The following is a 16,918-nucleotide window of genomic DNA, read 5'->3' on the forward strand; positions in this document are numbered from 1 at the left end:
GTGCTATTCAACAGGGGAAAATTAGAATAACTATTTGGCTTTAAATTGTTTTAGGGGTAAATGTAATTATATTATTACAAGGAGTTTGTGGTTGATGGTTCATAGTTTATGGCCGGAGAGGAAATGTAGGGGAGGTGGCAGTAGTTTATAAGTTGCAGTAAGCAGTTGAGACCTGGTTGAAGAGTAATATTGCTACGGCTGCCACTACTCGCTGCAATTGCTACCAACTAATACCACAGTCTATGAACCATCAACTATGAACCATGAACTAAAAAGTTTAACTTTGCGGCTCGCAACAATTTAAAAGCTTATGCAATATGATGTTATCGTAATCGGTTCGGGCCCTGGTGGCTATGTGGCCGCTATACGTTGTGCCCAACTGGGTTTAAAAACTGCTATAATTGAAAAATACAATACTTTGGGTGGCACCTGCCTTAATGTAGGCTGCATACCCTCAAAAGCACTGCTCGATTCGTCCGAACACTATCATAATGCCGCACATACATTTGCAGGCCATGGTATAAAACTGGACAACCTTGGGGTTGATTTCGGGCAAATGATAAAACGCAAAACGGAAGTGGTTGACGCCAATACAAGCGGTATCGCTTTCCTGATGAAAAAGAATAAGATCGACGTACATACCGGCGTTGGCTCGTTTAAAGACAAAAACACTATCATCGTAACCAAGGCTGATGGTACTGCTGCGGAACTGACAACAACCAATGTTATTATAGCCACCGGCTCAAAACCTTCGGCATTGCCGTTTCTCAAAATAGATAAGAAGCGCATCATCACCTCAACTGAGGCTTTATCGCTTAAAGAAATACCGAAGCATTTGGTACTAATTGGCGGAGGAGTAATTGGATTGGAGCTTGGTTCCGTATACGCCCGTTTAGGTTCAAAAGTGTCGGTTATAGAGTTTATGGATGGCATTATCCCAACTATGGATAAAGCCCTTGGCCGCGAATTGCAGCGTGTTTTGAAAAAGCTTGGGATGGAATTTTACCTGGGCCACAAAGTAACTGGCGCCAGTGTAAAAGGCAAGGAAGTGACCGTAACTTTTGACGACACGAAAGGGGAGAAGAAAGAATTAAAAGGTGATTACTGCCTCGTAGCTGTTGGCCGTATTGCTTATACCGATGGATTAGGGTTAGACAAAATTGGCCTGACTGTTGAAGAACGCGGCCGCAAAATAACGGTTGATGAACACCTGGAAACCAGTGTTAAAGGCGTGTATGCTATTGGCGATGTGATTAAAGGCGCTATGCTTGCGCATAAAGCCGAGGACGAAGGCACCCTGGTTGCTGAAATTATAGCCGGACAGAAGCCGCATATCGATTATAACCTTATTCCGGGTGTGGTTTACACATGGCCCGAAGTTGCAGCTGTTGGGCAGACAGAAGAACAACTGAAAGCAGCGGGTGTTGCCTATAAAACAGGCTCGTTTCCGTTCAGGGCCAGCGGTCGTGCGCGCGCCAGCGGCGATTTAGACGGTTTTGTAAAAGTACTGGCCGATGTCACAACCGATGAGATATTAGGCGTTCACATGATTGGCCCCCGCGCCGCGGATATGATTGCCGAGGCCGTGGTTGCCATGGAATACCGTGCATCTGCAGAGGATATTTCGCGTATGAGCCATGCCCACCCGACTTATACCGAAGCCATGCGGGAAGCTTGCCTTGCCGCTACTGAGAACAGGGCAATACATATGTAAGGATTTCGGAAGTCGGAATTTCGATTTCGGAATTAAGAGGATGGTGAATTTTGATAGAGGAGATTTGACGGCTTTAAAAAGATGTCAAATCTCTTTCTGTTTTTAGGGTTTAGCAATAAATTTTCAGGTTAATATTAAGTTGCCGGCATCTGCAAATGGGTGGGCAAACGATTGCAGTTTGCGTTTCACCGGGCATAATTTATCGTCTTTTCACGAATTTGTTAATAATTCATTTCCCAATTTGTTAAATACCTGCTTTTGGCTTTTTACTAATATGAAATAATATGCGCAAATATTAAATGGTTAAACATTTAATATTTTGAAATGAATACTTCCCGCCGTGTTTATTTGCCAAAATACAAAATGGCCTATCCTACCCTAAAAACGATGTTTTCAAAATTCCGACCGGGTGTTTTTAAACGGTAACTCACGTAGTTTTACGCAAAAATACCGGGTGTTTTTATTCAAAAAAATGGGTTTGTTAACGGGTTGATATTGCCGCTGCCCATGCCTAATTTTGTGAGGGTTTCGTGGAAGTTAAAGGTGCTTTTTCATGAAACTTTTATTGTGAACAGGGCGTATCAATAAATATTTATTATTAAATATTGATATGGTTATGGGGCAGTTTAAACCTTATTATCGAAAAAAAAATAATGCATTTAAAATCCTTATTTGCGGCGCGATTCTGTCGCTTCTATTCAACACGACCAACGCAACTGCCATTACCTGGAATGGGCCTTTCCTTGGATTTGGAAACGGCGATTGGAACACAGGAAGCAATTGGTCTACCGGTAATGTGCCAACCTCTTCGGATGATGTTACCATTAATGAGCTATTGCTGGGCTTTACGATATCATTATCTGGTCCCGCTAATGCAAAAACCATAACGATAAATAGCACGGCCGGACTGATAGGCGGAGTAACCATTAATACCAACGGAAAAGCATTAACAGTTGCAAGTAGTTTAAATGTGGGTACTGTTTCAATTCTGTTTGCAACATCCCTTACGTTTACAGGTACAGGGGCCATTACGCTTAATACTGCTATTAATGCGTATGCGGCAAGCAATCTCTATTTCGACACAAACACCTCCGTTGCTATTAGTTCGGCTACGGTAACCAGTTATAATAATTCAACCATCAGTAACCTTGGTACATTAACTGCCACAGCATCCGTATTTAACATTAGCGGCAGCAGCAGCTCCATAACAAATTCGGGTACGTTTAACCTTGGCCCCACATCCATTATGTATCTCACAGGGTCTTCGGCAGGTGTCAGTAATTCGGGCACGTTCACTTTACTTTCTGATGCAACAGGCAGTGCAGCAATCGGTGCTATAAGTTCAGGTACTTCAGGGTTTAGCGGGCAATACAATGTGCAGCGTTTCCTTACCGGCGGCAGTACCGTGTCAAACGGGCGCTATGTGTATCGCGGTTATCGGTTAATGTCTTCGCCAGTTAACGCGGGTCTTGTGAGTGGCAAATATCCATATACTATCAATTATATTGCAGCCAGTGCAATTGTTAGCGGGGCCAAATCAAGCTTTGGTACATTAACAGGCAATCCAACCATTTATGTTTTCAGTGAAGACTATACCCCCACCAACGCCAGTTTTACCGGCGGCAATTTCAAGGGTGTAACTGATATAAGCGTATTAACCAGCCCGTATACCCTGGCTATTACAAGCAATGGCACCAGCAAGGCGCTTTACGTTGGTAACGGTTTTATGTTTTTTTTCAGGGGCGATAAAACCCATTCGGTTGGCACCAGTCCGGGTAAAACAACTTATCCTTACGTTGCTCCCGAAAGCGTCGTTTTTACCGCAACGGGTGCTCTAAACCAGGGTAGTTATACCGTTAGTAACTGGCAAACAGGTAGCGGTTTGCTTTACACAACCGTAACCGGTAACAGTGCCATTATGGGGTTTAACCTGGTGGGTAACCCTTATGCCAGCACTATTGATTGGGAGGCAACTAACAGCGGCGGCATTGTGGCAACAAACATTGATCCAAGCGTATTTGTGCTTGACCCGGTAACCAATCAATATAAAACTTATTCGTCAAGCACCCATACGGGTAATCCGGTATCGTTCACGGGCAAAATCGCAAGCGGCCAGGGCTTTTTTGTAAAGGCAAATAATACATCGCCTTCACTGGTATTTAACGAAACAGCAAAATCACCAACAACGGTAATAAACGCAGGATCGGGCAATTTAATGATGGGTAAACCGGTAGGGCAGGCGGTTACGCAGCAACTGTTTCGCCTGAAACTGTTTATAGATAGTTTAAATTACGATGACATAGCCATCGGCTTTAAATCAAATGCTTCATCAAAATATAGTATATGGGAAGATACCAAATACCTGGCAGGCCCGGGAGCATCAACAGGGTTTGCAAGTCTGTCGGCAGACTCGGTGGCTTTGGCCGTAAACTTTTTGCCGCTACCAAAAAAAGCCCCGCAGGTTATAAAGTTACATGTAAATGCGATAATTAGCGGAAGGCTTACCATCGAGAAAACACAGCTGGATTCGTTGCCGAAGATATACGAGCTCTGGCTAATGGATAAATATAAAAAGGACTCGCTTGATATACGTAATAATGCCACTTACGCATTCGATATTGACCGAAACGATGCCGGCTCTTTTGGAAACAACCGTTTCGAATTGGTAATCCGTCAAAACAAAGCGCTTGGGATACACCTGCTTGATTTTAAGGCTGAAAAGGCTCCCGGAGGCGTTCAGGCAACATGGAAGGTAGAGAATGAAGAAAACTACACCAATTTTACGCTTGAGCGAAGCATCGATAATGGCGCAAATTTCATTGTGCTTGGAGGCTTCGTGTCAAACTCACAGGGTGTTTACACTTTTATGGATAAAAATCCAGCTAATGCGGTAAATACCTACAGGGTAAAAATTGAAGACCTTAATGGAACGATCAGGTATACGAAAGCAATTTCGGTAGGTTACGGCCCTGGTACTCAATCAACAGCAAGCGCCAATATCAACATTTATCCAAACCCAGCGCGGGGCGTAATAAATTTAAGCTTCAGCCAGCCCGCTTTAGAAAAGCTTAACCTGGCTACTTTACAAGGGCCAAGCCAAGGCACCTTATCAATAGGTGCCAGTGGCGGTTACTCCATAAAAATAATCAGCGTTTCGGGCGCAGTTGTAAAATCGGTGGTCTCAACACAGCCTAACTGGCAGGACGATGTGAGCGCCCTTCAGCCGGGAACTTATATTTTGCAGGTATTGAATAATAAAGACAAAAGTGCGGTTGGGAAAACCACTTTTGTGAAATTGTAGCATGAAATAAAATCAGGCATTATGAATAAATAATAAGGGCTATATCAATAATGATTTTAATTAACAAATAGTTGTAACCTTTCTAATATTCACTCGTAAAAAGAAATCGAGCTGATTTTTTCTTCGGGTTGTAGATCTATGCCATAGATTTTCGTTTAGGTAATCTTAGGTAAATAGCTATAACCTTTAAGCACTACCGGCGCGGGTTTTTAATGATGATTGTGATGAATTTAGAATAGCTGCTATGAAGTATTTCGTAAATTCCTTAAATTGCTTAAACAAGGTTTTTATTCGATATAATTACCTTGCAAAGACGCTTGTTATTGCAGTTGCGCTAATAGGTTTGGTAGTTAGTGATGTCAAAGCGCAAACCGTTTCAATAACTTCTCCTGCCACCGGCTCTTCTTACGCAATAGGCAGCACCATAACTGTAACAGGAACAGCAAGCGCTCCGTTTTTAGACGTAGTAACAAGTGTGGTAGTTACCGTTAGCACAGCTTCAGCTACTGCTACGGGTACAACTTCATACAGCGCCAGTTTGTCTACAACCGGATTATCGCCCGGTACTTATACCTTAACTGTAACCAATAACTACAGCGTTTTGGCAACGGGCATTTTTGCGGGCTCAAAATCCACTACTATATCAGTAACGCTTACCCTGGCAGCACCAATTATTGCTTATACAACGCCACAGGTATATACTGTTGGCACGCCCATTACTACTTTAACGCCTACAAATACGGGGGGAGCAGTAGGCACATTTGGTTTTGGCGCCGCCATAGCGCTTACCAGCACTGCATTAGCAGGACAAAGCAATATGGCAATAGACCCATCTGGCAATATTTATGTTGCAAATTACAATAATAATACGGTCGGTAAATACAATTCCAGTGGTACTTACATTGGTACTTTTGGTTCCGGCGCTACAATGTCGTCACCCATAGGCCTTGTTTTTGATTCATCGGGTAATGCTTACGTGCTTAATACAGCTACAACCGGTACGGGCACTGTTTATAAATATAATTCGGCCGGTGTTTACCAATCTACTATAATCAGCGGGCTAAGCCAGGCTTTAGGCATTGATATTGATGCGTCAAATAATATTTATATTGCTGATGCGGGCGCCAACACGGTAAAAAAATACAGTACCAGCGGCACGCTTATACTTTCACTGCCTACCGCTAATTTAAGCGGTCCATCAGGGGTTACGATAGATGGCGCAGGTAACATTTATGTATTAAATTTAACGGCTGGTAATGTAATCAAATATAACTCGGCCGGGACTTTTATATCCACTTTACTGACTGGTTTCAGTGGTCCTTATGCCATTACAACTGATGGGGCCGGAAATATTTATGTAGCAGATTCAGGCAACAACTTAGTTAAGGTTTATAATCAAAGCGGCACTTTGCTTACCAGTGTAACAGTTACTGATCCTGAAGGGTTGGTGGTTGACAACTCGGGTAATTTGTTTGTGGCCAGCTACAGCGCTAACAAAGTGTACGAATTTAAGCCAAGCGGGGGCTATTTTTTGAATGGTACCCTTCCTGCCGGCTTAAGCTTTAACAGCAGTACAGGCAGTATTAGCGGTACGCCAACAGCAACAATGGCATCAACAGCATATACTGTTACTGCTTATAATGCCGGCGGCAGTGGTTCTGCCTCGCTTAATATTACAGTAAACAACCCCGCCGCTTATAGCAACTATGCTTTCCAGGATTTTATTACGCTAAATACAACCACACTTGGAATAAGTTCAAACCTTGCAAATTTTCCCGCATTGCTTAGTATACAGGATAATAATTTGATTATTTCAGGTACTTGCGCTGATAAGGTGCAAAACCCTAATGGCCCTAATTATGACCTTGCTTTTGTAAGCGGCGGCAGCGAATTATATTACCAGGTGGAAAGCTATAATCAAACCACGGGGACCTTATTGGTATGGGTGCAGATTCCCAGTTTAACCTATGCAACAAATAATACTATTTCGTTTTATTACGGGTCAAAACCGCCACCGGTAACTCATAATGCAGCATTTTTTGCGAACACCTGGGCGAGTGATTATAAAGCGGTTTACCATTTTAATGAGTCTGCCTACACCGGCTCAGTAACTGATGGCACAGCCGGCGCGCATACAGGCACTACCAGCGGAATGACTTCTGCCGACCTTGTTACTGGTAAAATTGGCACTGCTTATACTTTTAACGGATCCAGTAAAAAAATCACCGCTGCTACCGTATCAATTACCGGCGCTTTTACCCTGTCGGCTTGGGTGAAACTTGGAGCCATCGGCCTCGATCAAAAAATTATGACCAACCAGGATGCCACCGGTTACCTGAGCGGCGGATACAAGCTAGCCGTTTACAACACTAATATACCCGAGTCAGAATCGGGCATTGCCAGCAACAGGTCCACCACGCCTAACCCAACGGCTTTTGCGGCGGGCGCGTGGCACTATGTTCAAAATGTATACACAGGAACCACCCTTAGCACCTATGTTGACGGAGCGCAATATAAAGCTTTAACCACCAGCAATAATCCATCGGCCAATTTAACCCTGTATATAGGCGTTGGTGAAGGGGGGGGCGTGTTTTACTTTAATGGTATAATTGATGAACCCCGGGTATCAAATGTTGCCAAAACAGCAGACTGGGTTAAAGCGGAATATGGCGACCAAAATAGCCCCACGACATTCACAACCGTTGGCTCAACCGTAACCTATACCACCAATGCCGCGGCGATAGCCGGGGCTTTAACTTATACATGGACGGGTGCTTCAAGTACAGACCCAGCCGTTGCAGGTAACTGGAATAATACCACAGCAGGCACAACCAGTCAGTTACCTGCTTTTGACGGGACCGCCACCCTGGTAGTTCCGGCAGGCTTGAGTAACTACCCTGCACTTACTGTTGACGCAAGCTTATATGGCTTAACCATTGCCAGCGGAGGTTCGTTAAATTTAAACGGCCACACGCTTAGCGTTGGCTGCAATATTTACAACAACGCTACAACCGGCGGAACAGGTATTCTTTATGGGAGTAACACTGCATCAGCCATAACCTGGAATGGCGCTTCATCGGCACAAACTTTCACAGGTGCCAATACAGCCAATACAGCCCAGTTGGGTAATATGACCGTAAATAATTCATCAGCAGGTACAGTAACTATTACTGGCGGCCCGGTTGATGTTTATAATACCTTAACCCTAACAAAAGGGAATTTAGTAATTAACAATGCCGGCAACGGCGCTTTAACTTTAAAAAGCTCGTCGGCATTAACCGCCAGTGTTGCGGTAATACCATCATCCTATAGTATAACAGGCAGCGTTAATGTGGAGCGTTTTTTAACGGGAGGCAGTACCGTATCAGGCGGCAGGTGGGTTTATCGCAACTACCGTTTAATGTCATCGCCGGTTAATGCTGGCCCGGTGAGTGGTAAATACCCATACACCATAAATTATATTGCAGCAAGTGCCATTGTGAGCGGAGCCAAATCAAGCTTCGGAACACTGGGCGGTAATCCAACTATTTATGTTTACAGCGAGGATTATACGCCAAGTAACGCCAGCTTTACCAGCGGCAATTTTAAAGGTGTAACGGATATGAGTACATTAACCAGCCCTTATACTTTAACAATTAGCAATAACGGCACTACCAAAGCGCTGTATGTAGGCAATGGTTTTATGTTTTTTTTCAGGGGTGATAAAATTAATTCGGTAGGCACCAGCCCGGGTAAAACCACCTACCCTTATGTAGCGCCCGAAAGTGTTGTATTTACAGCTACCGGTAACTTAAACCAGGGCAGTTATACCGTAAACAACTGGCAAACAGGCAGCGGGCTGCTGTTTACAACGGTAGCCGGCAACAGTGCAATACAAGGATTTAACCTGGTGGGTAACCCATATGCCAGCACTATCGACTGGGAAGCCGTGAACTCCGGCGGTATTGTGGCAACAAATATAAACCCCAGCATTTACGTATTTAACCCGGTAACTAATCAATATAATACCTATTCATCAAGTACACATGTAGGTAACCCGGTTGCGTTTACAGGTAAAATAGCGAGCGGTCAGGGCTTTTTTGTAAAGGCAAATAATACGTCGCCTTCGCTGGTTTTTAATGAGTCTGCAAAATCAACAACTGTTATAAACGCAGGTTCGGGTAACTTAATGATGGGCAGCCCTGCAGGACAGGCAGTTAAACAGCAATTGTTCCGTTTACGGTTAACCATTGATTCATTAAACTATGACGACCTTGCGATCGGCTTTAAGTCATCAGCTTCTGCGAAATATGATTTATCAGAAGATAGCAAATACCTGACTGGGTTGAGTGCTGCCGAAGGGCTTGCAAGCTATTCAACAGATACCGTACCTGAAGCGTTAGCCATCAACTTTTTACCGCTGCCTAAAAAAGCCCCCCTGGTTATTAAGCTAAATGTAACTGCAAAAAACAGCGGGCGGCTCACCCTCGAAAAAACCCAGCTAGATTCGTTGCCTAAAATATACGAGTTGTGGCTGATGGACAAGTATAAAAAAGACTCGCTGGATATACGCAATAACAGCGCCTATGTTTTTGATATCGACCGAAACGACACAATGAGCTTTGGCGATAAGCGTTTTGAGCTGGTTATCCGTCAAAATAAGGCGCTTGGTATACACCTGCTCGATTTTAGGGCAGCAAAGGCCACCGGAGGCGTGCAGCTTGACTGGAAAGTGGAGAACGAAGAAAATTATACGAACTTTACTGTAGAAAGAAGCACCGACAATGGCGCAACATTCGGTGTACTGGGCGGTTTTGCATCAAACTCGCAGGGTACTTATACCTTTCTGGATGGTAACCCCGTCAATGCGGTAAACATTTACCGGGTAAAGATTGAGGACCTTAACGGGACAATCAGCTATACAAAAGCAATTGCGATAAGTTATAATTCAGGCACCGGGTTAACCGCAAGTACCAACATTGCTGTTTATCCCAACCCGGCCGTTGGTTTAATAAACCTGAACATCAATCAACCGGGATTGGTAACGCTTAACCTGTCGGGTGTGCAGGGTACAGGATATAGTCCCGCAGCCGCGGCAACCCCGGGTAGCTATTCAATTAAAATCATCAATGTTTCGGGCGCGGTTATTCAATCGGCAACTTCTTCACAACAAACCTGGCAGGGTGATGTAAGCGCTTTGCAACCGGGTACTTACATTTTACAGGTGTTGAATAATAAAGATAAAAGCGTTGTAGGCAAAACTACCTTTGTTAAATTATAGTTTACTCTCACTTTCAGGCTTGGGTTATTAAAGCAATCCGGGCTCGTTTTTTTTCGGAATAATCTTGGTAATAGTCCTCAGCTTATAAAAAGTTTACGCTGGCGTGATTTCTGTTACGATAGGCTGGTCGAAAACTTGATCATCTGCTAGCCTTTTATAACGGCCACCGCCCATGTGACCGAAGGGCATTAACGCCTTTAAGGGTTTCTAAAATTGCTACGGTACACCAAAAGCATCCGTTTCCAAATGCGATCTTCCGAGTATTCATAACGTCATCAACGAATATAAGATTTGTAAGGTTTGTATTGGTTATTCAGCGGCTAAAATGGCAATATGATTGCCATTTTAGCCTGTAAAAATGTTAAATTATTAAAGCTGAAAAAATAATGCGTGTTACAACCGTTAAGAATGTTAATATGTTGATAAGTACCCATTACGAAAATATCGCAAATGTTAGTTATTTGTACTGATTGATTAAATTATTGAGTTAACCCATTGGTATATACTGTTAATCAATATGTTATGTTTTTGAATCAAAAACGGTTGTTAACATATTTTATTAACACTAATTGCCAGTATAACAAGCGCGCACTGTGAGACTACGCACCCGTAACTTTTTTTGCCTTATTTTCCTGTTATTGTGCAGCATTGGTGTATGGGCGCAACCAAATATCAGCTACACCCCGTCATCAAACATTTACACTTCCGGCGCCGCAATTTCGACATTGAACATTAGCAATAGTGGCACCGCGGTATCTGCATTCAGCTACGGCACCCGCTCCGCGCTGGGCGGAACGCCCAACGGTCCCGCAAATATGACGACCGATGCCTCGGGTAATATTTACGTTGCTAATTACAGCGGGAACATTATAAAGAAATATTCGTCGGCCGGTGTATTTATAAGCAATTTTATAAGCGGCGGTTCATTAAATGGCCCGGTTGGGCAGGTCTTTGACTCGTCGGGCAACCTTTATGTGCTTAACTACAACAATGGAAGGGTGCTTAAATATAATTCATCAGGGACTTTACAATCAACCATAATAACCGGCTATACTACCCCGCTTGGTATTGCTATTGACGCATCGGATAATCTTTACATAGCAGATAACAATAACAATAGGGTAAGAAAATACTCAACAAGTGGCACCTTGTTGCAAACTATTACATCCAATGTAAACGCACCTAGCGCCATCAATTTCGATTCGGCGGGCAACATGTTTGTGCTGAACTCGGGCGGTAATAATGTTACAAAGTACAATTCAGCCGGAACTTATCAGTCGACACTTGCATCGGGTTTTAACGCCCCCCTTAGTATGACAATAGATGAGGCGGATAACGTTTATGTTGGCGACTCGGGTAATTCCAGGATAAGAATTTATAATTCATCAGGTACATTGCTTACCACTATAACCGGTATGACCGATGCAGAAGGCCTGGCCGTAGATGCCTTAGGTGATTTATATGCTTCGGATTATACCAACAGTAAGCTATACAAATATCCGCCGATAGGGGGCTATTTTATCAACACTGCATTGCCTGCCGGGCTAAGCTTTAGCAGTTCGACCGGGGCTATAAGTGGCACTCCAACTGTAGCTACCCCAGCAACAACATACACCGTGACGGCTTACAATGCAAGCGGTAGTGATAACACTACTGTAACCATAACAGTGATGCCACCAACGCCGGCGGCAAGTGGCGGAGGTACAGGCTGTTCATTAACTTTAACTGCATCTGGTGGTAGCCCGGCGGGGGGCACATATAACTGGTACAACGTATCAACCGGGGGCAGTGCACTGGCCACAGGCACAACTTACTTGGCGAGCCCCGGAACTTATTATGTATCATACACTTACAATACCGTTGAAAGTTCGCGCAGCACAGGTACTACTGTAACGGCGGGTACCAGCCCAATTTTGGCAACGGCGCCAACCGGTAGTGGATTATATTTATCATATCCGTTTAATGGCAACGCCAATGACGCTTCAACGGCCGGTAACAACGGAACGGTTCAGAATTCGGCAACGCTAACTACCGATAGGTACGGGGCTGCTAATTCAGCCTACACGTTTAACGGCTCAACTCAATATATATCAACAGCTACCGCATCTGCGGCACCGGGCCCTCAAAATTTTTCTATCAGTGTTTGGTTCAAAACGAGCTCGGCAGGAGGCATGCTGGTTGGTTATGGCTCGTCCCAGACCGGAGCCAGCGCAATGTACGACAGGCATATTTATATGACCAACGCCGGGCAGATTTATTACGGTATTTACCCCAGCTCGGTGCAAACGATAAGTACTGCTACTTCGTATGCCGATGGTAACTGGCACCATGCTGTAGCCACTACATCGACCACGGCAGGCTCATACCTATTTGTTGACGGAGCCGTTGTTGCTGCCGATAATACCATGACTACCTCGCAAAATTTTGGTGCAAACGGCTACTGGCGCGTAGGATATGATAACCTGGCAGCCTGGACCAATGCCCCGACAAACCCTTTCTTTAACGGATCGTTAGACGATGTTGCCGTTTATAATACAGCTTTAACAGCCTCGCAGGTGTACACGTTGTATGGTGCGGGCAGCCCGCCTACTTGTATTGGCAGCTCACTTTTACTGCAGGCAAATACTGTGGCGGGTGCAACTTATTCGTGGAGCGGCCCTGGCGGCTACACGTCATCGTCGCAAAATCCAACTGTAACGGCATCAGCATCTGCAGCCAATGCGGGTACTTACACCCTTACGGTTACCAATGCTTCGGGTTGCGTTACCACTACCACTGTAACAGCCGTGGTTAATACGCTGCCGGTAACAACTTTTACAGCGACAACGCCAGTAACCACAAGCAGCAATTCAACAGTTACATACACTGGCACCTATCTGGCAACTTCCACTTATAGCTGGAATTTCGGTGGAGGGACAATCGTGTCCGGCTCGGGAGTTGGTCCGTATACTATTAACTGGTCTACAACAGGTACAAAAACAATAACGCTTACAGTTACCAACGCAGCCGGATGTTCGTCTTCGTCAACCCAAAACGTTGTTGTAAGCCTTGGCAATTACGGCAATTATGGATTTAAAAAAACCGTTACATTAAATACAACTACGCTTGGTATTACGTCTAACCTGACTAATTTTCCTGCGTTGCTAAGCATACAGGACAATAACTTGATAATTGCAAGCAGCTGTACCGATAAGGTATACACACCTAACGGACCAAACTACGACTTCGCTTTTGTTGATGCGACCGGTGCTGAACTAAATTATCAGATAGAAAGCTATAATCAAACCACCGGCACACTGTTAGTTTGGGTTAAAATACCTACGTTAACCTATGCGACAAATAACGGCATCACTTTTTATTACGGGTCGCTGGCACCAACAGTAACTCATAATACCGCATTTTTCCAGGGGACATGGGCAAGTGACTACCAAGCCGTTTATCACTTTAATGAATCTACATATACCGGTACTGTAACAGACGGATCGGCAAGCGGAAACACCGGTACCGCCAGCGGCATGTCGTCATCCGATTTGGTTACCGGTAAAATTGGTACAGCTTACACGTTTGCTTCGGGTAAAAAAATAACGGCTACAACAGTTAACGTTGCAGGCACCTTTACCATATCCGCATGGGTAAAGCCCACAACTATAAGCACTGACCAAAAAATAATGACCAACCAGGCTGCCAGCGGAAGCGGAACCGGGGGGTACAAATTGGGCATTTACAGCGATAATAAGGTAGAATCAGAATCGGGAATAGCAATTACCAGGGGTTCAACGCCGGTTCCTCCGGCAGTTGTTGCAAATACATGGTATTACGTGCAAGGTGTTTTTAACGGCAGCACTTTAAGCACTTATATAAACGGAACGCAATATGCAGTGCTTAGTACAACTACCGCCCCAACGTCTACAACCTCCTACTATATTGGAGTTGGAGAAGGCGGCAATGTTTATTATTTTAATGGTCTTATTGACGAGGCACGCGTATCAAACGTAGCAAAATCAACCGATTGGTTGAAAGCGGAATATGTTAACCAGGGTAACCCTGTATCGTTTACAACATCTGGCGCAACAACTGTAATTAGCGCTAACGCAGCGGCGGTGCCCGGAGCTTTAACTTACACTTGGAAAGGCGGCAGCACAAACCCCACAACAGCAAGTAACTGGGACAATACCACTGCCGGAACAACAAACCAATTACCGGCTTTTGATGGTACAGCAACGCTGGTGATTCCAACAGGCCTGAGCAACTACCCGTCGTTAACTGCCAATGCCAGTTTATTCGGCTTAACTATTGCCAGCGGCGCATCGTTTAACTTAAACGGGTATACGCTTAGCGTTGGTTGCAATATTTACAACAGTTCGGGTGGGCAAATACTTTATGGTACTAATAACTTGTCGTCAATAATCTGGAACGGTACCCAGGCTAACCAAACCTATACCGGCACAAATACCAGCAATACTGCATCATTAGGGAGCATGACCATTAACAACACAGCCGGGGGCACAGTTACCATCGGCGGCGGCCCTGTAGATATTTATCAATCGCTCACCATAACCCAGGGCAATCTTGCTGTAGGAGCATCACCGGCTGCCTTAACTTTGAAAAGTACCGCAACCCAAACAGCATATGTAGCTGTCATCCCGTCGGGAAGCTCAATTACGGGAACTGTGAAAGTTGAACGGTACATAACAGGCGGCGTTGGCTATCGTGGCTACAGGCTTATTTCTTCGCCTGTTTATGCCGCAACGGTAAGTTCGAATAATGTTTATGATTTAAATTACTTAATAAGCGGAATGTATCTCACCGGCACCACCGGAACAGCCGGCGGATTTGATAAAACGGGCAATCCATCGCTTTATTTGTTCCGTGAGGATTTGGTACCGAACAATTCAACTTTTACAAGTGGTAATTTTATAGGAATAAGCAAAATTAACAATGCGTTGCCGTACAATTATTATGTAAACGGAGGGGCAACTAATTATAACATACCTGTTGGTAATGGTGTTATGGTGTTTTTTAGAGGAAACAGGGCAGCTGCGTCACTCGCCACAGAAACTGTTTCAACCTATACCGCAGCGCCAACGGTTACGTTAACTTCGTCGGGTACGCTTAACCAGGGCCAAATAACAGTACACGATTGGTACACTCCCGCTTCGGCGAACCTGGCTTATACAGGCACTGGATCATCTACCAACTATAGCGTGCGCGGGTATAACCTGGTAGGCAACCCTTACGCTAGTTCGATAGACTGGGAAACTTTTAACACCACAAGCAGCACTACAGGCATATATGGTGTTAATATCGGCAATACGATCTGGGAATTTAACGCAACCTTAAAACGCTATAGCACCTATCAAAAAGGCGGCGCCTCAACCAACAACGGGATAAATGTTATTAGCAGCGGGCAGGGATTCTACGTGCAGGCCTCTGCAACAAGTCCCCAGTTAATTTTTAATGAATCAGCAAAGACACCGGCACAAAATGTCACCACTAACTACTTTGAAATTACCAGGGGAGAGTTGGCAACAGTGCGTTCAACCGGTGCGGCGCAAAGGTCGTACATGCGCCTGCAACTGTCCGCTGATTCGCTTAATGCCGAGGATATTTATATTGGGCTGGACCATACCGCTAAGCGCGGATATGTTTTTGATGAGGACGCAGTTTATAAAAGCAGCACCGGCCTGGTGAGCCTGGCCAGTATTTCGGCTGATAACGTGGTGCTGGCGATAAATAAGCTATCATTCCCCCAAAAAGCAGATACAATTAAACTTAAGGTAAATGCAACTTCAACTGGTCAATATCACCTTGATATGACTGAATTTAAGAATATTCCCAGTCTTTACGAAGTATGGCTGAAGGACGCCTACAAAAAAGATTCCCTGGATATTAAACATAACCCTAATTACGTTTTTGACATAATGGCTAACGATACAACAAGCTTTGGTTCAAAGCGCTTTAGCCTGATAATTAGGCAAAACCCTGCGCTGGCTTTGCACTTGTTAAACTTTGCCGGAACTAAATCAGCCAAGGGCGCCGAACTTAACTGGACTACAGAAAACGAGGAAAATTATACCAATTTTACTATAGAACGTAGTAGCGATGGTGGCAAAACTTATGTAGTTGCAGGCGGTTATCCGTCAAGCAGCGAAGGTACATATAGCCTGCTCGATAAAAACCCGCCAATTGCCACAGATTGGTATAGATTAAAGCTTGAGGATTTGAACGGTACGGTAACGTACTCAAAGCCGATTCAGCTGATGTATTCCAACTCAAGCAATAATTTGCTGAGCAATGCTGTTAACGTTTATCCAAACCCTGCAACAAGTGTTATTAACGTTTCAATAACGCCAAGCCTGCTTCAGTTGCAAAATGCAGCCAGTAACAACTCATTTGCCATCACCATTACAGGCAGTAACGGAGTGGTTGTAAAAAACGCAGTTTCGTCGCAAACCGACTGGCAAGGAGCTATTGGTAATCTGTTGCCAGGCTCATATATTGTTCAGGTTATAAACAAACAAAACCAAACTGTGGTTGGTAAAAGTAAGTTTGTAAAATTGTAGTTGATTTCAATTATTTATAGGTGGTTTAAAACCGGCATCACCTGCCGTTTTTTTTAATTTTGGCGCCAACCGTTTATTTT

General features: G+C 44.3%; 5 protein-coding genes. 4 read left to right on the forward strand and 1 reads right to left on the reverse strand.

The genetic code is table 11. The features are described 5' to 3' along the window. Positions 1–310: 310 nt before the first annotated feature. The 3 genes from lpdA (at position 311) to Q0R52_RS09355 (ending at position 10,275) form a co-directional block, all read left to right on the forward strand. Positions 311–1,714 carry a dihydrolipoyl dehydrogenase gene (gene lpdA, locus Q0R52_RS09345; protein ID WP_295794225.1) on the forward strand — a complete coding sequence of 468 codons (1,404 nt, stop codon included), beginning with the start codon at positions 311–313 and terminating at the stop codon, positions 1,712–1,714. A gap of 616 nt (positions 1,715–2,330) precedes the next feature. Next, on the forward strand, positions 2,331–5,015 hold the full coding sequence (locus Q0R52_RS09350; protein ID WP_295794227.1) for a T9SS type A sorting domain-containing protein: 2,685 nt from the start codon (positions 2,331–2,333) through the stop codon (positions 5,013–5,015). 244 nt (positions 5,016–5,259) lie between these two features. Further along, positions 5,260–10,275 (forward strand): DUF2341 domain-containing protein, encoded by a 5,016-nt coding sequence (locus Q0R52_RS09355; protein ID WP_295794229.1) that lies wholly within the window; start codon positions 5,260–5,262, stop codon positions 10,273–10,275. A 154-nt stretch (positions 10,276–10,429) separates the two neighbouring features. On the opposite strand, the gene Q0R52_RS29325 is transcribed toward Q0R52_RS09355, so the two are convergent. Then, positions 10,430–10,543, reverse strand: a complete 114-nt coding sequence (locus Q0R52_RS29325) for a peptide-methionine (S)-S-oxide reductase (RefSeq protein ID WP_366520870.1) — start codon at positions 10,541–10,543, stop codon at positions 10,430–10,432. A 325-nt stretch (positions 10,544–10,868) separates the two neighbouring features. Between Q0R52_RS29325 and Q0R52_RS09360 the strand changes: the two genes are divergently transcribed. After that, complete coding sequence (locus Q0R52_RS09360; protein WP_295794231.1) at positions 10,869–16,838, forward strand: DUF2341 domain-containing protein; 5,970 nt, start codon at positions 10,869–10,871, stop codon at positions 16,836–16,838. The last annotated feature ends 80 nt before the right edge of the window (positions 16,839–16,918 follow it).

The organism is Mucilaginibacter sp. (assembly GCF_025359345.1).
Lineage (GTDB): Bacteria > Bacteroidota > Bacteroidia > Sphingobacteriales > Sphingobacteriaceae > Mucilaginibacter.